The sequence below is a fragment of the Bordetella pseudohinzii genome, assembly GCF_000657795.2.
Taxonomy (GTDB): Bacteria; Pseudomonadota; Gammaproteobacteria; order Burkholderiales; family Burkholderiaceae_B; genus Bordetella; species Bordetella pseudohinzii.
The window spans coordinates 66,861-85,307 of record NZ_JHEP02000002.1 but is presented as its reverse complement, the minus strand read 5'-3'; the positions used below and the strand labels follow the sequence as shown (position 1 = coordinate 85,307).

Below are 18,447 nucleotides of genomic sequence, written 5' to 3'. Positions count from 1 at the left end.
TTATAGAACGGAGACACCATGAGCTACACCACGCCGTTGCGCGACATCCGCTTTGCCATGAAGGAGCTGGCCGGCCTTGATGAAATCCTCAAGCTGCCCGGTTTCGAGGAGGCCGAGCCGGATCTGGTCGATGCCATTCTTGATGAGAATGCGCGCTTTGTGCAGGAGGTGGTGGCTCCCTTGAACGTGACCGGCGATCGCCAGCCCCCGGTCTGGAAAGACGGCGTGGTCACGGCGACGCCCGGTTTCGCCCAGGCGTTCGCCGATTACTCGGCCGGCGGCTGGCAGGGCCTGCAGCATCCGGCGCAATGGGGCGGCCAGGGCTTGCCGCAATTGGTGGCGGCGCCGGCGGCCGAGAACATCCAAGCCGCCAGTCTGGCGTTTTCGCTCTGTCCCATGCTGACCGATGGCGTGATCGAGGCGTTGTTGTCGGTCGGTTCCGAAGCGCAGCGGCGCGCCTATGTGCCCAACCTGATCGGCGGGCGCTGGACAGGCACGATGAATCTGACCGAACCGCAGGCCGGGTCTGATCTGGCCCTGGTCAAGACCCGGGCCGTGCCCCAGCCGGATGGCAGTTATCGGCTTTCGGGCCAGAAGATTTTCATCACCTATGGCGAGCATGACCTGGCCGAGAACATCATCCACCTGGTGCTGGCCCGCCTGCCGGACGCGCCCGCGGGCGTGAAGGGGATTTCGCTGTTCATCGTGCCCAAGATCCTGGTCAATGAAGACGGCTCGCTGGGCAAGCGCAATGATGTCTGGTGCGCCTCGCTGGAGCACAAGCTGGGCATACACGGCAGCCCCACGGCGGTGCTGCTCTACGGCGCGGGCAAGGGCGAGGTGGGCGAGGGCGCCATCGGCTATCTGGTGGGCGAGGCCAATCGCGGCCTGGAGTATATGTTCATCATGATGAACGCGGCGCGCTATTCGGTCGGCCAGCAGGGCATCGCGCTGGCCGAGCGCGCCTACCAGCATGCCCAGGCCTATGCGCGCGAGCGCGTCCAGGGCCGCGCCATCGAGGGTTCGGCCGGCCCGGTCACGATTTCGCATCACCCGGATGTGCAGCGCATGTTGCTGACCATGCGCGCCTTGACCGAGGCGTCCCGGGCCGTGTCCTATGTGGCGGCCGCCGCCCATGACAAGGCCGACCACCATCCGGATGCCGAGGTGCGCAGCCGCAACCGCGCCTTCTATGAGTACCTGGTGCCCATCGTCAAGGGCTTCTCGACCGAGTTGGCCGTGGAGGTCGCCTCGCTGGGCGTGCAGGTGCATGGCGGCATGGGCTTTATCGAGGAGACCGGGGCGGCGCAGTACTACCGCGACGCCCGCATCCTGCCCATCTATGAGGGCACCACGGCCATCCAGGCCAATGACCTGGTCGGCCGCAAGACCTTGCGTGACGGCGGCGCCGCCGCCTATGCCTCGATTGCCGCCATGCGCGACACCCTCAAGGCGCTTCAGGTCGAGGCCAGCCGCGCCGACGCCGAAAGCCGCGAAGGGTTATGCCTGCTGCGCGACCACTTCGACCAGGCCATCCAGGCCTATCAGGATGCGGTCGACTTCATTCTCCAGCATGCCGCCGACCATGTGCGGGCGGTGTTCGCGGGCAGCGTGCCCTATCTGATGCTGGCCGGCGTGACGCATGGCGGCTGGCAGATGGTGCGCGCGGCGCTGGTCAGCCGCCGCCGGCTGGCCGAAGGCAGCGATGACAGCTTTTATCGCAACAAGCTGGGCACGGCCCTGTTTTACGGCGCCCACATCCTGCCGCGCGCCCTGTCGCTGTCGGCGGCGGTGAGGGCGGGGCAGGTGGCGGACACCGCCGCCGATTGGGCCGGGGTGGCCTGAGCGCCATCCTTGCAATACAACATAAGGTTATATGGCTTGCTTATTTCCCCCGATATGGGTTTGATGCAAGAATCATATGGCCGCCAACCTAAAGCAGGAGATATTCATGGCTCACCTCCGTCTCGGCGACACCGCGCCCGACTTTGAACAGAAATCGTCCATCGGTACGCTGCGTCTGTATGACTACCTTGGCGACAAATGGGGCGTGCTGTTTTCGCATCCCGCCGACTTCACGCCGGTCTGCACGACCGAACTGGGCTACACCGCCAAGCTGGCCGACGAGTTCGCCAAGCGCAACGTGAAAGTGCTGGCCCTGTCGGTCGATGGCGAAGAATCGCACAACAAGTGGATCGGCGACATCAACGATACCCAGTCGACCCGCGTCAATTTTCCCATCCTGGCCGACGAGGACCGCAAGGTCTCCGAGCTCTATGACATGATCCACCCGAACGCCAACGCCACGCTGACCGTGCGTTCGGTGTTCATCATCGACCCGGCCAAGAAAATCCGCCTGATCATCACCTACCCGGCCAGCACGGGGCGCAATTTCAATGAAATCTTGCGCGTGATCGATTCGCTGCAGCTGACCGACAATTACAGCGTGGCCACGCCGGTCAATTGGCAGGATGGCGACGACGTGATCATCGTCCCGTCCCTGAAAGACGAGGCCGTCATCAAGGAAAAATTCCCCAAGGGCTACAAGGCCGTGCGTCCCTATCTGCGCATCACGCCCCAGCCCAACAAGTAAAGCGGGCAGCATGCGCGCCGCGGGCCGCCTTCGGGCGGCCCGTCTGTTTTATGGGGCCGGGGCAGGCTATATGTCTTCAGGCGATGAGTAATCAAAAAATGATTCGTTCCTTTCAGTTTGGCGGGCTTGCACACTGGCAGCCATTGCCACTCCAACAAGAAAGGAAGCGAGTATGCCCTCCCGTGCCGCAGGATCCTGGACCGCCGCCATCGCCCTGGCAGCCACTTTCATTCTCGGTCTGCCGCTAGCCCAGGCGCAGACCAAGCAGACGCTGCTCAACGTCTCCTATGACCCGACGCGCGAACTCTATCGCGCCGTCGACGATGCCTTCGTCAAGCATTACAAGGACAAGGCGGGCGTCGAACTGACGATCCGCCAGTCGCACGGCGGTTCCGGCCGCCAGGCCCGCTCCGTCATCGACGGCCTGGATGCCGATGTGGTGACGCTGGCCCTGGCCTACGACATCGACGCCATCGCGGACCGCGGCCTGCTGCCGCAGGAATGGCAAAAGCGCCTGCCGCAGAATAGCTCGCCCTACACCTCCACCATCGTCTTTCTGGTGCGCAAGGGCAATCCCAAGCAGATCAAGGATTGGGACGACCTGATCAAGCCGGGCCTGCAAGTGATCACGCCCAATCCCAAGACGTCGGGCGGCGCGCGCTGGAACTACCTGGCCGCCTGGGCCTATGCCCTGAAGCAGCCGGGCGGCAGCGAAGCCTCCGCGCGCCAATTCGTGGGCGACCTGCTCAAGCATGTGCCGGTCCTGGATACGGGCGCGCGCGGCTCGACCACCACTTTCGTCGAGCGCGGCGTGGGCGATGTGCTGCTGGCCTGGGAAAACGAAGCCTTTCTGGCGCTCGAAGAACTCGGTCCGGACAAGTTCGACATCGTCGTGCCTTCGCTGTCCATCCTGGCCGAACCGCCGGTGGCCATCGTGGACAAAGTGGTGGACAAGAAGGGCACGCGCCCGGCCGCCCAGGCCTATCTGGAGTTTCTCTATACGCCCCAAGCGCAGGAGATCATCGCCAAGAACTACTACCGCCCGATCGACAAGGCCGTGGCCGCCAAGTACGCGAGCCGCTTTCCCAAGCTCAATCTGGTGACCATCGACGACCCCATCTTCGGGGGCTGGCGCAAGGCCCAGAAAGACCACTTCAGCGACGGCGGGACCTTTGATCAGGTCTATCAACCCAAATAAGGAGGCGGGCACGCGATGAGCGCCATTCTTCATCCGGCGGCGGGCCCGGCGGCCCGCCCCGCCCGCAAAAGGCCCGGCGTGCTGCCGGGTTTCGGCATTTCCATGGGTTATGCCGTGTTCTACCTGAGCGTGCTGGTGCTGATTCCGCTGGCGGCGCTGCCGATCAAGAGCGCGCAACTGGGCTGGACCGGTTTCTGGGAGGCGGTGACCGCGCCGCGCGTGCTGGCTTCCTACCAACTGACCTTTGGCGCGGCGCTGCTGGCGGCCCTGGTCAATCTGGTGTTCGGGAGCATCGTGGCCTGGGTGCTGGTGCGCTATCGCTTTCCGGGCAAGAAAATCGTCGATGCCCTGGTGGACCTGCCTTTCGCGCTGCCGACCGCGGTGGCGGGCATCGCCTTGACCGCGCTTTATTCCAAGAACGGCTGGCTCGGCGCGCCGCTGGAACAATGGCTGGGCCTGAAGGTGGCGTTCACGCCGCTGGGCATCGTGGTGGCGTTGATCTTCATCGGCGTGCCCTTCGTGGTGCGGACCGTGCAGCCCGTGCTGGAGGACATCGAGCGCGAAATCGAGGAAGCGGCGGCCAGCCTGGGCGCCGGCCGCTGGCAGACCCTGCGGCGGGTGCTGCTGCCGGCCTTGACGCCGGCGCTGCTGACCGGCTTTGCGCTGGCGTTTGCGCGGGCGGTGGGCGAGTACGGCTCGGTGGTCTTCATCGCGGGCAATATGCCCATGGTGTCGGAGATCACGCCGCTGCTCATCATCGTCAAGCTGGAGCAGTTCGACTACGCCGGGGCCGCGGCCATCGCCACCGTCCTGCTGGCCGTGTCCTTCGTGCTCCTGTTCATCATCAACCTCCTGCAGGGCTGGCAGGCGCGCCGCGGAGGCAAACTGGCATGAGACCCGACCATCTCACCGAACCCCGCTGGGTGCGCGGTCTGTTGCTGTTCCTGGGGCTGGCCTTCCTGACCTTGTTCCTGTTCGTGCCCCTGGCCGCGGTATTCACCGAAGCCTTGCGCAAGGGCTGGGAGACCTATCTGGCGGCGATCACCGAGCCGGATGCCCTGTCGGCCATCCGGCTGACGCTGCTGGTGGCGGCGGTGTCCCTGCCGGTCAACCTGGTGTTCGGCGTGGCGGCCGCCTGGGCGATCACCAAGTTCCAGTTCCGCGGCAAGCAGTTCCTGATCACGTTGATCGATTTGCCGTTCTCGGTCTCGCCCGTGGTGGCGGGGTTGATCTTCGTCCTGCTGTTCGGCTCCCAGGGCTGGTTCGGGCCTTGGCTGCAGGCGCATGACCTGAAGATCGTCTACGCCGTGCCGGGCGTCATCCTGGCCACGCTGTTCGTCACCTTTCCCTTCGTGGCGCGCGAGCTGATACCGCTCATGCAGGCCCAGGGCAGCGAGGAGGAGCAGGCCGCGCTGACGCTGGGCGCCAGCGGCTGGCAGATCTTCTGGCGCATCACCCTGCCCAATATCAAATGGGGTCTGCTGTATGGCGCCATCCTGGCCAATGCGCGCGCAATGGGCGAGTTCGGCGCGGTGTCGGTGGTGTCCGGGCAGGTGCGCGGACTGACCAACACCATGACCTTGCACGTGGAGATTCTCTATAACGAGTACCAGTTCGCGGCCTCCTTCGCGGTGGCTTCGCTGCTGGCATTGCTGGCCCTGGTGACGCTGGTGGCCAAGAACTTCATCGAGTGGCGCAATCACCGGCTGTTGGCGCAAAGCGAGCAGCCGCTGGAGGCGCCGCCGCTGTCCGCGCGCCAGCCGCAGGCGGCCTGACCGGGGGAAACGCATGAGTATCGAAGTCAAGAACCTGTCCAAGCGATTCAATGATTTCCGCGCGCTGGACAATGTGTCGCTGCATATCGAGACCGGTGAGCTGGTCGCCTTGCTGGGGCCCTCGGGCTGCGGCAAGACGACGCTGCTGCGCATCATCGCCGGCCTGGAGAGCGCCGACAGCGGCAGCGTGCTGTTCTCCGGCGAGGACGCCACCGGCGTGGACGTGCGGCAGCGGCAGGTGGGTTTCGTGTTCCAGCACTATGCCCTGTTCAAGCATATGACGGTGTTCGAGAACGTCGCCTTCGGTCTGCGGGTCAAGCATCGTTCGCAACGTCCCGCCGAGGCGCGGATACGCGCCAAGGTCCACGAGCTTCTGCAGCTGGTGCAGCTGGACTGGCTGGCCGACCGCTACCCGGCCCAGCTCTCCGGCGGCCAGCGCCAGCGCATCGCGCTGGCCCGGGCCCTGGCGGTCGAGCCGCGCGTGCTGCTGCTGGACGAACCTTTCGGCGCGCTGGACGCCAAGGTGCGCAAGGAATTGCGCCGCTGGCTGCGCCGCCTGCATGACGAGCTGCACGTGGCCAGCGTGTTCGTCACCCATGACCAGGAAGAGGCGCTGGAGGTCTCCGACCGGGTGGTGCTGATGAACGCCGGGCGCATCGAGCAGGTCGGCAGCCCGCGTGAAGTCTGGGAAGCGCCCGCCACGCCGTTTGTCTACGGCTTCCTGGGCGATGTGAACCAGCTGGCCGGGCAGGCGGCCGGCGGGGTCTGGCGCCACGCCGACCTGGCGCTGCCCGCGCCCGACCTGGCCCAGCCGGGCGCGCTGGCCGCCACGGCCTATGTGCGGCCGCACGAGATCGAAGTCCTGCCCTATGCGCCGCGGCAGCCGGGCATTCCGGTGCGCCTGGCGCATGCCTATCTGGCCGGCCCCAGCGCCTATCTCGAACTCAGGCGCGAGGACGCCGCCAGCGTGATCGAGGCCGAAGTGCCCGAACATGTGTTCCGCGAACTCAATCTGAAGGAGGGCGATGCCCTGCTGGCGCGTCCGCGCCGCGCCAGGGTCTTTGCCGCGCAACCATGAGCGATACCATCCTGACTCCCGAGACGGCCGGGCGCTGGCGGGCGCTGCGGGCCACGCTGGCCGACATTGCCCGGCGGCACCCCGACGCCGCCCTGGCCTCGTCGCTGGCCGCCGAGGACATGCTGCTGACCCACGCCATCTATGACGGCGGACTGCCGCTGGAGATCTTCACGCTTGATACGGGGCGCCTGCATGCGCAGACGCTGGGCATGCTGGACACGGTGCGCGAGCGCTATGGGCGCGAGATCACCGTCATGCGGCCGCAGGAACAGGCCGTGCGCGAGCATGTGGCCGCGCACGGCGCGTTTGCCTTCTATGAGAGCGTGGCGCTGCGCAAAGCCTGTTGCCAGATCCGCAAGGTCGAACCGCTGTCGCGCGCCCTGGCCGGGCGCAGCGCCTGGATCACCGGCCAGCGCCGGGCCCAGGCCGTCACGCGCGGCGAGCTGCCGGCCGAGGAGCACGATGCGGTTTTTGGCCTGTACAAGTTCAACCCCTTGGCCGCCTGGAGCGAGGCCGAGGTCTGGAATGCGATCCGGGCCTTGGCCATTCCCTACAACCCCTTGCACGACCAGGGCTATCCCTCCATCGGCTGCGACCCCTGCACGCGCGCCATCCGGCCCGGCGAAGACCTGCGCGCCGGCCGCTGGTGGTGGGAAAGCTCGGACTCCAAGGAATGCGGTCTGCATGAAGGCAACCGCCGCCCTATCCCGATAGCCGTGAATTGAGAAAGGAACGACCATGTCTTTAGTTGCCCAACGCAGCCATCTGGATTGGCTGGAATCCGAGGCGATTTTCATTCTGCGCGAGGTGGCCGCCGAGTGCGCCAGGCCGGTGCTGCTGTTTTCCGGCGGCAAGGATTCGGTGGTGCTGCTGCGGCTGGCGGAGAAGGCCTTCCGGCCGGGGCGTTTTCCCTTTCCCCTGATGCATATCGACACCGGGCATAACTTCGATGAAGTCATTGCCTTTCGCGATGCCCGCGCCGCCCAGCTGGGAGAGCAGTTGATCGTGCGCGGCGTGGAGGACTCCATCGCGCGCGGCAGCGTGGTGCTGCGCCGCGCCACGGATTCGCGCAATGCGGCCCAGGCCGTCACCTTGCTGGAGGCCATCGAAGAGTTCGGCTTCGACGCCTGCATCGGCGGCGCGCGCCGCGATGAGGAAAAGGCGCGCGCCAAGGAGCGCATTTTTTCGTTCCGGGACGAATTCGGCCAATGGGATCCCAAGGCCCAGCGGCCCGAACTCTGGAACCTGTTCAATACGCGCGTGCATCCGGGCGAGAACATCCGGGTCTTTCCGATCTCGAACTGGACCGAGCTGGACGTCTGGCAATACATCCACCGCGAGAACCTGGCCCTGCCGTCGATCTATTACAGCCACCCGCGCGAGGTCGTGCGCCGCCGCGGCCTGCTGGTGCCGGTCACGCGCCTGACGCCGCCGGCCGAGGACGAGACGGTCGAGACACTGGCCGTGCGTTTCCGCACCGTGGGCGACATCTCCTGCACCTGCCCGGTCGCCTCCGAAGCCGCGGACCCGCTGGCCATCATCGCCGAGACCGCGGTGACCGACATCACCGAGCGCGGCGCCACCCGCATGGATGACCAGACCTCGGAGGCGTCGATGGAGCGGCGCAAGCGCGAAGGCTATTTCTGAACCGGATGACATCATGAATGCACTGAACGATTCTTTCCTGTCCGGCGCCGACCGCGGCGTGCTGCGCCTGATCACCGCCGGTTCGGTGGACGACGGCAAGTCCACCCTCATCGGCCGCCTGCTGTATGACAGCAAGGGCGTGTTCGCCGACCAGCTCGACGCCATCGCGCGCGCCAAGCACAAGCGCGTGGCCGGCGACGGCATCGATCTTTCCCTCCTGACCGACGGGCTGGAGGCCGAGCGCGAGCAGGGCATCACGATCGATGTGGCCTACCGCTACTTCGCCACCCCCTCGCGCAAGTTCATCGTGGCCGATGCGCCTGGCCATGAGCAGTACACCCGCAACATGGTGACGGGCGCATCCACGGCCGACGCGGCCATCATCCTGATCGACGCCACGCGGGCGGCCGACGGCCAGCTGCTGCCGCAGACCAAGCGGCACAGCACCATCGCCCGGCTGCTGGGCATCCGCCACATCGTGGTGGCCGTCAACAAAATGGACCTGGTGGACTGGGATCGCGCCGTGTTCGAGCGCATCGCCGCCTCGTATCGCGAACTGGCCGGCAAGCTGGGCCTGCCGGACTTTCACATCCTGCCGCTGTCGGCGCTCAATGGCGACAACGTCGTGCACGCTTCGCCGCGCACGCCCTGGTATGCGGGCCAGCCGCTGCTTGGGCTGCTGGAAGACCTGGAGCAGGGCGATGACGGTTCGGCGCTGCCCTTGCGCTTCCCGGTGCAGTGGGTGATGCGCCATGACGGCGACCGCGCCGAGGATTTCCGCGGCTACGCCGGCCGCGTGGCCAGCGGCGCCTTGTCGGTGGGCGACGAGGTCCTGGTGCAGCCGTCGGGCGTGACGGCGCGCGTGGCCGGGCTGCGGGTGTTCGACCGCAGCGTGCCTCGCGCGGCCAGCGGCGAGTCCGTCACCGTGGTCCTGGACCGCGATGTCGATGTCTCGCGCGGCGACATCATCACGCACGCGGCCGCGCCGGCCGCCGTGGCGCGCGAGTTCGAGGCCGAAGTCTGCTGGCTGGACAACCAGCCGCTGAATCCGGCGCGCAAGTATCTGCTCAAGCAGGGCACGCGGCTGACCTCGGCCAAGATACGCGGCGTGCATACGCGGCGCGATATCCACGAACTGCAGGAGGTGAGCGAGGCGCGCGACAGGCTGGAGATGAACGACATCGGGCGCGTGTCCTTCATCACGCGCGAGTCGCTGGCGGTCGACGATTATCGCGATGTGCCGGCCACGGGCGCCTTCATCCTGATCGATGCCGCCACCCATCAAACCGCCGCGGCCGGCATGCTCATCCTGCGCTGATCCGAGCCCTGGAAACCTTGTTGTTTTTCGTCCAAACCCTTGTCTGGCGCGGGTTTCCAGGCGTTTTCCAAGTCGTGGAATGAATTCCCCGCACGCCTGGCGGGAGTTGCGGTACAGTCGGATCGTGGTCCTTTCGAGGGCATAGGGGCTTGTCAAAAGTACTGTGTTTTTGTACAGTGCTTCCATGATGAGCACCGAACATTCGCTTTCCGCCGGTTTTGGGTCCCCGGCTGCCGCCCCCGCCGCCTCGCGCGGTCGGGGTGCGGTTACTAATGTTCGCCACCGCTTCGAGCAAACCGAGCGTGAGGCTTTCGACGACGGCTGGTTTGGCGGCGACCACGACGCGCCTTCCCCGTTCGATCTGTCCCTTGATGACATCCAGGACGTGCCCCGGCGCCTGCCCGCCTCGGAAGATCCGGCGGGCGCGGAGGCTGTCCCGCCGGCCGATTCCGCTTCCTTGCCCGGCGCCTTGCCCGAGGCGGTGGGCCTGCCCGCGGCGGCCACCCAGCGCTACATCCCGGTGGTGGCCGCTCCCCGCACGACGGTCAAGCCCGAGCAGGCGCGCAAGCTGCTGTCGCGCAACGATTCTCCCGACATCCCCTTCGATGTCGCCGTCAATCCCTATCGGGGCTGCGAGCACGGCTGCGTCTATTGCTATGCCCGGCCCACCCATGCCTACCTGGGCTATTCACCCGGCCTGGATTTCGAAACGCGGCTGGTCGCCAAGGCCAATGCCGTCCAGGCGCTGCGGGCCGAGCTGTCGCGGCCGGGCTACAAGGTGTCGCCCATCAATATCGGGTCGGCCACCGATGTCTACCAGCCCATCGAGCGTACCTGGCGGCTGACGCGCGGCCTGCTTGAGCTCATGGTCGAGACCGGCCATCCCCTGACCCTGGTCACCAAGAATTCCCTGGTCGAGCGCGACCTGGACCTGCTGACCACGCTGGCGCGAGAGCGCCTGGTCACGGTCTTCATCAGCATCACCACGCTGGACGCCGACATGGCGCGCACCCTGGAGCCGCGGGCCTCGGCGCCGTGGCGCCGGGTCGAGACGGTGCGCAAGCTGGCCCAGGCCGGCGTGCCCGTGGGCGTGCTGGTGGCGCCCGTCATCCCCTTCATCAATGACGAATCCATGGAGCAGATCCTCGAGGCCGCCGCCGCCGCGGGCGCCTGTTCGGCCAGCTACACGGTCGTGCGTCTGCCCTGGGAAGTCAAAGACGTCTTTGAAACCTGGCTGCAGACGCATTTCCCTGACCGGGCGCAGCGCGTGCTGCATCGTATCGAGGATATGCGAGGCGGCAAGCGCAACGACAGCAGCTTTGACACCCGCATGCGCGGCACGGGCATCTGGGCCGATCTGTTGAGGCAGCGTTTTCAGGTGGCCGCCCGCAACCTGGGGCTGACCGGATGGCGGCCGGCGTTGGCGATCGATCGCTTCGTGCCTCCGGCGCCTGCTGCCCGCCGTGCGCGGGCAAGCGCCAGCGAGGCCGCGCGCCAGGCCGGCCAGATGGCCCTGTTTGAAGATTGAATCACCACGGTTTCCCAGAATGTCCGCCAGTGGACAGTCTTGCCGGGCCTGGCCCGGCAGGCGCTACAAGGAGAGTCATCATGACGACGGTTTCGCTTCCTGCTGACGTATTGCTTGCCCAGGCCCCGGTGTCGCAGCGTCCGCGCACGCCGCCGCGTGCAAGCCGCAAGCCGGCCTGGCCTTTCCAGGCGCCGGCCGCGCCCGTCCCCGTGCATGCCGAGCCCAGCGCCGACGATGTCCAGGCCAGGGAAATGCGCCGCCGCATGATCTGGGACGTCGTCATGGTGCTGTCCTGGGGGGCGCTTATCCCCGGGCTGATGTGGCTGGGCGCGGCGGCGGGTTTCTGAGCAGGGGCGGGGAGGGTTCAGCTTGAACCCAACAACACCACGCCCAGCAGGATGGCGCCGCAGCCGGCCAGACGCCCGGGGCCGACTTTTTCGCGCAGCAAAAACATGCCTGCCAGCGTGCCCAGCATCATGGACATTTCTCTTGCGGGCGCCACCAGGCTGAGCGGAGCGCCCATGCGCAGGGCGTAAAGCACCAGGATATAGCCCAGCGGCGAGAGCAGGCCGACCGCGATGGCCAGGTGCCAATATCCGCGCATGGCCGGAAAATACTGCGCGCGTCGCTGTATCACATGGGGCGTCATCATGACGGTGCGCGTGACACAGGTAAACCAGTCAAACAGCACGGGCATGATGAGCAGGCTCTTCACGCCATAGGCGTCCACCACGGTATAGGCCGCGATAAACAGGCCAATCAGCACCCCCCAGCGCACGCCTATCCAGGCCTGCGGCGAGCGGAACATGGCCAGCCGGCCCTGGGTGGCGATCAGCAACACCCCGCCCACCACGCACAGCATGCCCAGGATGCCGCTTGTCGTCGCGGGTTCGTTCAGGAGCGTGAAGGCGCCCACGGTCGATAGCAGCGGCCCGGTGCCCCGGGCGATCGGATACACCACGGACAGGTCGGCGACCTGGTAGCCGCGTTGCAGGCACAGGCTGTAGCCCAGGTGCAACAGCGACGAGGCCAGGATGCACAGCACCACCGGCCAGCTCCATGTCATGCCCTCATGCGCCAGCACCCAGATCACCCAGGGGGCGTAGAGCAGGCTGGCCGCCAGCCCATAGGCAAACACAAAGACCGGCCCCACCATGGCGGCGCGCTTGGCCAGCAGGTTCCATGTCGCATGGGCCATGGCGGCCAGGATGACAAGAATAAGGGACGTATAAGTCATGGAGTCGCAGCGCCTGGGAAAGGCGCAAGCGTACCTGAATCGGGGGCGGAGCCCATAGCGCCAGACTGGTTAAAAAAAGGGCACTGAGGTAGAATTGCTGGTTTGCCAACTCATCCTCTGCTTGCGGCATACCAAATATGCGCGGGGCAAGGCGGGCTGGGTGCGGGCGGGTGAGGTCCATGGCCGAAGGTTCATGGCCTGAAGGGTTTACTTCAGGTCTATGACTGACCCCCGATGCACGCCAACCAGGCCAGGCCAGGCGCATTGAAATTTATCCCGGCAAAAAACGCCTGCAAAGACAAGATGACTCTGGAGTTCTTATGAACCTTATCGCTATCCTTGAACAGGAAGAAATCAAGCGCCTGACCGGCGACAAGCCCGTGACGGAGTTCGCCCCTGGCGACACCGTGATCGTGAGCGTGAACGTGGTCGAAGGCACCCGCAAGCGTGTCCAGGCCTTCGAGGGCGTGGTCATTGCCAAGCGCAACCGTGGCCTGAATTCCTCCTTCATCGTCCGCAAGATCTCCTCGGGTGAAGCCGTGGAACGCACGTTCCAGCTGTACTCGCCGCAGATCGCCAGCATCGAAGTCAAGCGCCGCGGCGACGTGCGCCGTGCCAAGCTGTACTACCTGCGCAACCGCTCGGGCAAGTCGGCTCGCATCAAGGAAAAGCTGGTCAGCAAGCAAGCCGCCCAGGGTTGATCCCCGGCTTGAAAGCTGTCCGGACCGTCCAGCCCGCGCCGGCATCCTTGCCGGCGTTGCCTGGACGGCATTCCGAGTTAAAAAGGCACCTGCAAGGGTGCTTTTTTTTGGTTTTTCGCAGTAGCGCGCGCAGCGCGGCCTTTGCGCCGCCGGACCGCCCCAAGGCAGGCAGCGCTCCTTCGGGAGCAGCAAGCACGCATGACGTGCGCGGCCGGGGGGACTTTTCTTGTTTCCTGGCTCATGTCTGACTCAACGCCCGCACGCCGCCGGTCCATCATCCGGCCCAATTTCGATCCCAAGGATCAGCCCTGGCAGGTCGCCGATGGCGGGCTGCTGCGGGTCAATCCGGAGCTGCTGACGCCCGATGCCCTGCGCGGCGCGCTGCGGCCCGCCCGCGAGTGGACGCTGGATCCCCTGGGCATGGAAAAAGACCGCTATCCGGGCCGTGAAGGCCCGCCGGTGCTGGCCGCCGTGCTGATTCCCATGGTGATGCGCCCCGAAGGGGTCCGTGTGATGCTGACGCAGCGCGCCGCCCATTTGCACGACCATGCCGGCCAGATCAGCTTCCCGGGAGGGCGGGTCGAGTTGGTCGACCCGACGCCGGTGGATACCGCCCTGCGCGAGGCCCAGGAAGAAACCGGCCTGCCGCAAGACCGGGTGGAAGTGCTCAACAGCATGCCCGAGTACCTGACGTCGACGGGTTTTTCCATCACGCCGGTGGTCTCGCTGGTGCGTCCGGATTTTGCGCCGGCGCCCGATGTCTTCGAGGTGGCGGATATTTTCGAGGTGCCGCTGGACTTCCTGATGGACCCATCCAACCACCGGCTGTACGAGGCGCGATTGCCCGACGGCCGGGTGCGCCGCTATTACGCCATCCCCTGGGGGGAGCGTTTTATCTGGGGCGCGACCGCCGGGATGCTGCGCAACCTCTACAAGAGCCTCGCGCCGCGCTGAACACGCGGCTTGCTCAGTGGGTGGAGGCGCGCCGCGCGGCGTGCAGCCAGCCCAGGCCGGCGCGGGTGTCGCCCGCCGGACGGTACTCGCAGCCTACCCAGCCGGCGTAGCCCAGCTCATCGAGCAGCTGGAACAGATAGGGGTAGTTGAGTTCGCCCTGATCGGGTTCCTGGCGCAGGGGCACGCCGGCGATCTGGACGTGGCCCACGCGGCCCTGCGGGATGTAGTGGCGCAGGCGCATGCTGACGTCGCCCTCGACGATCTGGCAGTGATAGAGATCCATCTGCACTTTGACATTGGCCGCGCCCGTGGCCTGGGCCACCGCATGGGCCTCGGCCTGGTGATTGAGGTAATAGCCCGGCATGTCGCGCGGATTGATGGGTTCGATGAGGATTTCGACGTCGACGGCGGCGGCCAGGCGGGCGGCATAGGCCAGGTTGTCGATATACGTCTCGCGCAGGGCCTGCGGCTCGCTGCCGCTGGCCGGGCAGCCCGCCATGACGTGCACGCGCGGGCACATCAGCGAGACGGCGTATTCCAGGGCCTGCTCCAGCCCGGCGCGGAAATCCTCCTGGCGGCCGGGCAGGCAGGCCAGGCCGCGCTCGCCCTGGCGGGCATCGCCGGCCGGGGCGTTGATCAGTATCAGTTCGAGATCGTGGCGTTGCAGCCGCTCGCGCCATTGCGCGGTAGGGTGGCTGTAGGGGAATTGCATTTCGACCCCCCTGAACCCATCGCGCGCGGCGGCGGCGCAACGGTCCAGCATTTCAATGTCTTGATAGAGCGTTGAAAGATTCGCGGCGAAACGCGGCATGTCTGCTTCCCATGTCCCTGAAAGCCGCAGTGTATCGTGCTCGCGGGCCGCTGTGAGGGGCGAGGGCCCGCTACGCGCCAGGGTCTGTCCGAGGCCGGCCGCCCGGTGCCCGCGTCACCGCGGGCAGGCCCTAGTAGCGCTGGCGCGCGGCCTCGGTTTCGGCCAGGATGCGTTCGTACAGCGCATAGCGGCCGGGATCGATCAATCCCTGTTTCAGCGCGGCCACCACGCCGCAACCCGGCTCATGCCGGTGGGTGCAGTTGTAGAAGCGGCAGTGCTCGATATAGGGTTTGAATTCGGGAAAGCCGCGCAGGATGTCTTCGCCGCTCAGGTGCTGCAGGCCGAAGGCCTGGAAGCCCGGGGAGTCGATCAGATCGCCGCCCGGCGCCGGCAGGTGGTAGAGGCGGGTGCTGGTGGTGGTGTGGCGCCCCATGTCCAGCGCGGTGGAGTGCTCGCGCGTGGCCGCCTGGGCGTCCGGCACCAGGGTGTTGAGCAGGGTGGACTTGCCCATGCCGCTTTGCCCCAGCAGCAGGTTGACGCGGCCGGCCAGCCGCGGCGCCAGTTCGCGATGCACGGCCTGGGCGTCCGGGGCGCTCAGTTCGATGACCGGCACGCCCAGCGCGCGGACCGGGGCGAGGCGTTCGCGCGCCGCGGGCAGGCCGGCGGCGATGTCGATCTTGTTCAGGATGATGAGCGGTTCGATGCCCGCGCTCCAGGCGCCGGTCAGGGCGCGTCCGAGCAGGTCTTCGGAAAAGGTGGGTTCGACGGCCACCACGATGAGCAGCTGGTCCACGTTGGCGGCGAATTGCTTGGACCGCATTTCGTCGGAGCGGAACAGCAGGTTGCGCCGCGGCAGCACGGCGTCGATGGCGCCTTCATCGGCGCCTTGCGGCGTGATGCGTACCCAGTCGCCGACGGCCGGCCCGGTTTTCTTGCCGCGGGGAAAGCATTTGCGCAGGCTGCCGTCGGCCAGCTCCACACTGTAGTGGCGCCCATGGGCGGCGATGATGCGGCCTTCGTTATCGGCGCTCATGCGGCGGCGCCCGTCAGGAGGTGACGGATGCGCACGGCAGCCGGCGGATGGCTGTCGTAGAAGGCCGAGTGCACGGGGTCCGGCGTCAGCGTGGCGGCGTTGTCGTCGTAGAGCTTGACCAGCGCGGAGACCAGGTTGCCCGAGGAGCTTTGCGCGGCCGCGTAGCGGTCGGCCTCGAATTCGTCGCGGCGCGAATACCAACTGGCCAGTGGCGTGAACATGAAGGTGAACACCGGGATGACCAGGAAAAAGAGGATGAGCGCCATGGCGTCATTGCGCCCGCCCAGCTGCGGCAGCACGCCCAGGCCCACGTAGAACCAGGGCTGTTGCGCCAGCCATCCCAGCGCGGCGAAGAAGACCAGGGCCATGAACAGGCTCAGGCCGATGCGCTTGAGGATGTGGTGGCGCTTGAAATGTCCCAGTTCATGGGCCAGCACGGCTTCGATTTCGTCGGCGTTCAGGCGCGACAGCAGGGTGTCGAAAAAGACGATGCGCCGGCTTTTGCCAAAGCCCGTGAAATAGGCGTTGCCGTGGGCCGAGCGCTTGGAGCCGTCCATCACGAACAAGCCCTTGAGCGTGAAGCCGCAGCGCTGGGCCAGGCCGCGGATGCGGGCGGTGAGTTCGGGGTCGTCCAGGGGCGTGAACTTATTGAACAGCGGCGCGATATAGGTCGGCGCGATGAAAATGAGCAGCAGGTTGAAAGCCGTCCACAGGCCCCAGGCCCACAGCCACCACAGCGAACCGGCGCTCGCCATGAGCCACAGGATGGCCGAGGCCAGGGGCAGGCCGAGACAGAAGGCCAGCGCCAGGCCCTTGAGCGTGTCCGAAACGAAAAGCCCCGGCGTCATGCGGTTGAAGCCGAAACGGCTCTCCAGCTTGAATTGGCGCCATAGCGTGAAAGGCAGGCCGGCCAGCCCCAGCAGGAGGGCGACGCAGACCAGCAGCAGCAACTGCCTGAGAAAATCCGCCTGGGTCAGCTGGGCCAGGGTGGTATCCAGCCATTGCAAACCGCCAAACAAGGTCAGGCCGACCAGTATCATGGCGTCGTAGAGGCGTTCGAACATGCCCAGGCGCACGCGGGCGACGGTATAGTCCGCGGCGCGCTGGTGGCTGGTCAGGCCGATGCGGGCGGAAAACTCGCCGGGCACCATGTCGCGGTGTTGGGCGACGTGGCGGATCTGGCGGCTGGCCAGCCACAGGCGCACGCCGGTATCGGCAATCAGCAGGGCAACGAACAGCAAGGTGAACATGGACTGGCGGGCGCCTCGGGCAGGGGTGTGCGAAAATCGCGTGTTTTAAAGGCAAATTATATGGCTGCCAACGAAAATCGCCTGGTCTGGCTCGACATGGAAATGACGGGGCTGGATCCTGAGAAAGAACGCATCATCGAAGTCGCCGTCGTGGTGACCGAGCCGGATCTGACGGTCGTGGCCGAAGGGCCCGTCCTGGTCGTGCACCAGGATGACAGCGTGCTGGACGCCATGGACAACTGGAACAAATCCACCCATGGCAAAAGCGGCCTGATCGACAAGGTGCGCGCCTCGACGCTGACCGAAGCCCAGGCCGAGCAGCAGCTCATCGATTTCCTGGCCCAGCATGTGCCGGCCGGCAAGTCGCCGCTGTGCGGCAATACCATCAGCCAGGACCGCCGCTTCATGTTCGCCTATATGCCGAACCTGGAGCGTTTTTTCCATTACCGCAACCTGGATGTCAGCACCCTGAAGGAATTGGCGCGGCGCTGGGCGCCCGCCGTCTACAAGGGCTTCGAGAAGAAGAGCCGCCACGAGGCGCTGGCCGACATCTACGAGTCCATCGACGAACTCAAGTACTACCGCGAGCACTTCCTGAAGGTCTAGCGGCGGGGCGGGCGGCCTGGCCGCCCGCCGTCATGCTTACTTCTTGCCCGCGGCCTGCACGGCGCTGAAACTGGCCATGAGGTTGCGGTAGTCGGGGATGTAGTTGGCGAACAGCGCGCCCAGGCCTTCGATATCGTTGCGCCAGTCGCGGTGCAGCTCACAGGCCACACCGAACCAGCTCATCATCTGGGCGCCGGCGGCCGACATGCGCTCCCAGGCGGCGTCGCGGGTGATTTGATTGAAAGTGCCCGAAGCGTCGGTCACGACAAATACTTCATAGCCTTCCGCCAGGGCCGACAGCGCCGGGAAGGCGACACACACCTCGGTGACCACGCCGGCGATGATGAGCTGCTTCTTGCCCGTGGCCTTGACCGCCTTGACGAAATCCTCGTTGTCCCAGGCGTTGATCTGGCCGGGGCGCGCGATATAGGGCGCATCGGGAAAACTATCCTTGAGCTCCTGCACCAGCGGGCCGTTGGGGCCCAGCTCGAAACTGGTCGTCAGAATGGTCGGCAGCTTGAAATACTTGGCCAGGGCGGCCAGCGCGAGCACATTGTTCTTGAATTGATCCGGCTGGAAATCGCGCACCAGCGACAGCAGACCGGCCTGGTGGTCCACCATCAGGACGGCGGCATTGCTCTTGTCGAGTTTGGCGTAGGGTTTGCTCATCATGCACTCCTGGGTTTGGCGGCGTCTGCCGCGGGTGAAGACCATGGAA

The 18,447-nt window shown here is 66.1% G+C and carries 19 protein-coding genes; 14 read left to right on the top strand and 5 right to left on the bottom strand.

Translation table 11 applies throughout. The annotated features are described in order from the left end of the window. Nucleotides 1-18: 18 nt before the first annotated feature. The 11 genes from L540_RS02610 (at nucleotide 19) to L540_RS02560 (ending at nucleotide 11,484) form a co-directional block, all read left to right on the top strand. Nucleotides 19-1,845: an acyl-CoA dehydrogenase gene (locus L540_RS02610; protein ID WP_043212892.1), complete on the top strand. Its 1,827-nt coding sequence runs from the start codon at nucleotides 19-21 to the stop codon at nucleotides 1,843-1,845. Nucleotides 1,846-1,951: 106 nt separating this feature from the next. After that, nucleotides 1,952-2,593 carry a peroxiredoxin gene (locus L540_RS02605; RefSeq protein ID WP_043213086.1) on the top strand — a complete coding sequence of 214 codons (642 nt, stop codon included), beginning with the start codon at nucleotides 1,952-1,954 and terminating at the stop codon, nucleotides 2,591-2,593. 172 nt (nucleotides 2,594-2,765) lie between these two features. Further along, the gene (locus tag L540_RS02600) at nucleotides 2,766-3,791 is read left to right on the top strand and encodes a sulfate ABC transporter substrate-binding protein (RefSeq protein ID WP_043212895.1); all 1,026 of its coding nucleotides are present in this window, start codon (nucleotides 2,766-2,768) and stop codon (nucleotides 3,789-3,791) included. A 15-nt stretch (nucleotides 3,792-3,806) separates the two neighbouring features. Then, on the top strand, nucleotides 3,807-4,685 hold the full coding sequence (gene cysT / locus L540_RS02595) for a sulfate ABC transporter permease subunit CysT (RefSeq protein ID WP_043212896.1): 879 nt from the start codon (nucleotides 3,807-3,809) through the stop codon (nucleotides 4,683-4,685). After that, nucleotides 4,682-5,566: a sulfate ABC transporter permease subunit CysW gene (gene cysW, locus L540_RS02590; protein WP_043212898.1), complete on the top strand. Its 885-nt coding sequence runs from the start codon at nucleotides 4,682-4,684 to the stop codon at nucleotides 5,564-5,566. Before cysT ends, cysW begins: the two co-directional genes overlap by 4 nt. A gap of 13 nt (nucleotides 5,567-5,579) precedes the next feature. After that, entirely contained in the window at nucleotides 5,580-6,644 is a 1,065-nt protein-coding gene (locus L540_RS02585; RefSeq protein ID WP_043212900.1) for a sulfate/molybdate ABC transporter ATP-binding protein, read from the top strand. Then, nucleotides 6,641-7,369: a phosphoadenylyl-sulfate reductase gene (locus L540_RS02580; protein WP_043212902.1), complete on the top strand. Its 729-nt coding sequence runs from the start codon at nucleotides 6,641-6,643 to the stop codon at nucleotides 7,367-7,369. Before L540_RS02585 ends, L540_RS02580 begins: the two co-directional genes overlap by 4 nt. Nucleotides 7,370-7,382: 13 nt before the next feature. After that, the gene (cysD, locus tag L540_RS02575; RefSeq protein WP_043212904.1) at nucleotides 7,383-8,291 is read left to right on the top strand and encodes a sulfate adenylyltransferase subunit CysD; all 909 of its coding nucleotides are present in this window, start codon (nucleotides 7,383-7,385) and stop codon (nucleotides 8,289-8,291) included. A gap of 13 nt (nucleotides 8,292-8,304) precedes the next feature. After that, nucleotides 8,305-9,609: a sulfate adenylyltransferase subunit 1 gene (locus L540_RS02570; RefSeq protein ID WP_043212906.1), complete on the top strand. Its 1,305-nt coding sequence runs from the start codon at nucleotides 8,305-8,307 to the stop codon at nucleotides 9,607-9,609. 184 nt (nucleotides 9,610-9,793) lie between these two features. Continuing rightward, entirely contained in the window at nucleotides 9,794-11,137 is a 1,344-nt protein-coding gene (locus tag L540_RS02565) for a PA0069 family radical SAM protein (protein ID WP_197085629.1), read from the top strand. Between the two features lie 80 nt (nucleotides 11,138-11,217). Next, nucleotides 11,218-11,484 carry a hypothetical protein gene (locus L540_RS02560; RefSeq protein ID WP_043214219.1) on the top strand — a complete coding sequence of 89 codons (267 nt, stop codon included), beginning with the start codon at nucleotides 11,218-11,220 and terminating at the stop codon, nucleotides 11,482-11,484. Nucleotides 11,485-11,501: 17 nt separating this feature from the next. Here the strand turns inward: L540_RS02560 and L540_RS02555 are convergent, their stop codons facing one another. Next, nucleotides 11,502-12,374: a DMT family transporter gene (locus tag L540_RS02555; protein WP_043212910.1), complete on the bottom strand. Its 873-nt coding sequence runs from the start codon at nucleotides 12,372-12,374 to the stop codon at nucleotides 11,502-11,504. A gap of 320 nt (nucleotides 12,375-12,694) precedes the next feature. Between L540_RS02555 and rplS the strand changes: the two genes are divergently transcribed. Next, the gene (gene rplS / locus L540_RS02550) at nucleotides 12,695-13,075 is read left to right on the top strand and encodes a 50S ribosomal protein L19 (protein WP_043212913.1); all 381 of its coding nucleotides are present in this window, start codon (nucleotides 12,695-12,697) and stop codon (nucleotides 13,073-13,075) included. Between the two features lie 240 nt (nucleotides 13,076-13,315). Beyond that, nucleotides 13,316-14,029, top strand: a complete 714-nt coding sequence (locus L540_RS02545; protein ID WP_197085628.1) for a CoA pyrophosphatase — start codon at nucleotides 13,316-13,318, stop codon at nucleotides 14,027-14,029. Nucleotides 14,030-14,042: 13 nt separating this feature from the next. Here L540_RS02545 and otnI read toward each other — a convergent pair whose 3' ends face one another. The 3 genes from otnI to L540_RS02530 all read right to left on the bottom strand — a co-directional run bounded on the left by otnI (nucleotide 14,043) and on the right by L540_RS02530 (nucleotide 17,123). Then, the gene (gene otnI, locus L540_RS02540) at nucleotides 14,043-14,840 is read right to left on the bottom strand and encodes a 2-oxo-tetronate isomerase (protein WP_043212915.1); all 798 of its coding nucleotides are present in this window, start codon (nucleotides 14,838-14,840) and stop codon (nucleotides 14,043-14,045) included. A 130-nt stretch (nucleotides 14,841-14,970) separates the two neighbouring features. Further along, the gene (gene rsgA, locus L540_RS02535; protein ID WP_043212917.1) at nucleotides 14,971-15,873 is read right to left on the bottom strand and encodes a ribosome small subunit-dependent GTPase A; all 903 of its coding nucleotides are present in this window, start codon (nucleotides 15,871-15,873) and stop codon (nucleotides 14,971-14,973) included. Then, a complete protein-coding gene (locus L540_RS02530; RefSeq protein WP_043212918.1) occupies nucleotides 15,870-17,123 on the bottom strand; it encodes a M48 family metallopeptidase in 1,254 nt (417 codons plus the stop codon). The genes rsgA and L540_RS02530 overlap by 4 nt, the downstream gene beginning before the upstream one ends. Nucleotides 17,124-17,183: 60 nt before the next feature. Here L540_RS02530 and orn point away from each other — a divergent pair, with 60 nt between their 5' ends. Continuing rightward, on the top strand, nucleotides 17,184-17,729 hold the full coding sequence (orn, locus tag L540_RS02525) for an oligoribonuclease (protein WP_043212920.1): 546 nt from the start codon (nucleotides 17,184-17,186) through the stop codon (nucleotides 17,727-17,729). Nucleotides 17,730-17,765: 36 nt separating this feature from the next. Here orn and ycaC read toward each other — a convergent pair whose 3' ends face one another. Further along, nucleotides 17,766-18,398, bottom strand: coding sequence for an isochorismate family cysteine hydrolase YcaC (gene ycaC, locus L540_RS02520; RefSeq protein WP_043213094.1), 633 nt, complete (start codon nucleotides 18,396-18,398; stop codon nucleotides 17,766-17,768). Nucleotides 18,399-18,447: the final 49 nt, after the last annotated feature.

What these genes read in the sequence shown, in the direction of transcription:
- L540_RS02610 (WP_043212892.1), top strand. Translation starts at nt 19, where the DNA reads ATGAGCTACACCACGCCGTTGCGCGACATCCGCTTTGCCATGAAGGAG.
- L540_RS02605 (WP_043213086.1), top strand. Translation starts at nt 1,952, where the DNA reads ATGGCTCACCTCCGTCTCGGCGACACCGCGCCCGACTTTGAACAGAAA.
- L540_RS02600 (WP_043212895.1), top strand. Translation starts at nt 2,766, where the DNA reads ATGCCCTCCCGTGCCGCAGGATCCTGGACCGCCGCCATCGCCCTGGCA.
- cysT (WP_043212896.1), top strand. Translation starts at nt 3,807, where the DNA reads ATGAGCGCCATTCTTCATCCGGCGGCGGGCCCGGCGGCCCGCCCCGCC.
- cysW (WP_043212898.1), top strand. Translation starts at nt 4,682, where the DNA reads ATGAGACCCGACCATCTCACCGAACCCCGCTGGGTGCGCGGTCTGTTG.
- L540_RS02585 (WP_043212900.1), top strand. Translation starts at nt 5,580, where the DNA reads ATGAGTATCGAAGTCAAGAACCTGTCCAAGCGATTCAATGATTTCCGC.
- L540_RS02580 (WP_043212902.1), top strand. Translation starts at nt 6,641, where the DNA reads ATGAGCGATACCATCCTGACTCCCGAGACGGCCGGGCGCTGGCGGGCG.
- cysD (WP_043212904.1), top strand. Translation starts at nt 7,383, where the DNA reads ATGTCTTTAGTTGCCCAACGCAGCCATCTGGATTGGCTGGAATCCGAG.
- L540_RS02570 (WP_043212906.1), top strand. Translation starts at nt 8,305, where the DNA reads ATGAATGCACTGAACGATTCTTTCCTGTCCGGCGCCGACCGCGGCGTG.
- L540_RS02565 (WP_197085629.1), top strand. Translation starts at nt 9,794, where the DNA reads ATGATGAGCACCGAACATTCGCTTTCCGCCGGTTTTGGGTCCCCGGCT.
- L540_RS02560 (WP_043214219.1), top strand. Translation starts at nt 11,218, where the DNA reads ATGACGACGGTTTCGCTTCCTGCTGACGTATTGCTTGCCCAGGCCCCG.
- L540_RS02555 (WP_043212910.1), bottom strand. Translation starts at nt 12,374, where the DNA reads ATGACTTATACGTCCCTTATTCTTGTCATCCTGGCCGCCATGGCCCAT.
- rplS (WP_043212913.1), top strand. Translation starts at nt 12,695, where the DNA reads ATGAACCTTATCGCTATCCTTGAACAGGAAGAAATCAAGCGCCTGACC.
- L540_RS02545 (WP_197085628.1), top strand. Translation starts at nt 13,316, where the DNA reads ATGTCTGACTCAACGCCCGCACGCCGCCGGTCCATCATCCGGCCCAAT.
- otnI (WP_043212915.1), bottom strand. Translation starts at nt 14,840, where the DNA reads ATGCCGCGTTTCGCCGCGAATCTTTCAACGCTCTATCAAGACATTGAA.
- rsgA (WP_043212917.1), bottom strand. Translation starts at nt 15,873, where the DNA reads ATGAGCGCCGATAACGAAGGCCGCATCATCGCCGCCCATGGGCGCCAC.
- L540_RS02530 (WP_043212918.1), bottom strand. Translation starts at nt 17,123, where the DNA reads ATGTTCACCTTGCTGTTCGTTGCCCTGCTGATTGCCGATACCGGCGTG.
- orn (WP_043212920.1), top strand. Translation starts at nt 17,184, where the DNA reads ATGGCTGCCAACGAAAATCGCCTGGTCTGGCTCGACATGGAAATGACG.
- ycaC (WP_043213094.1), bottom strand. Translation starts at nt 18,398, where the DNA reads ATGAGCAAACCCTACGCCAAACTCGACAAGAGCAATGCCGCCGTCCTG.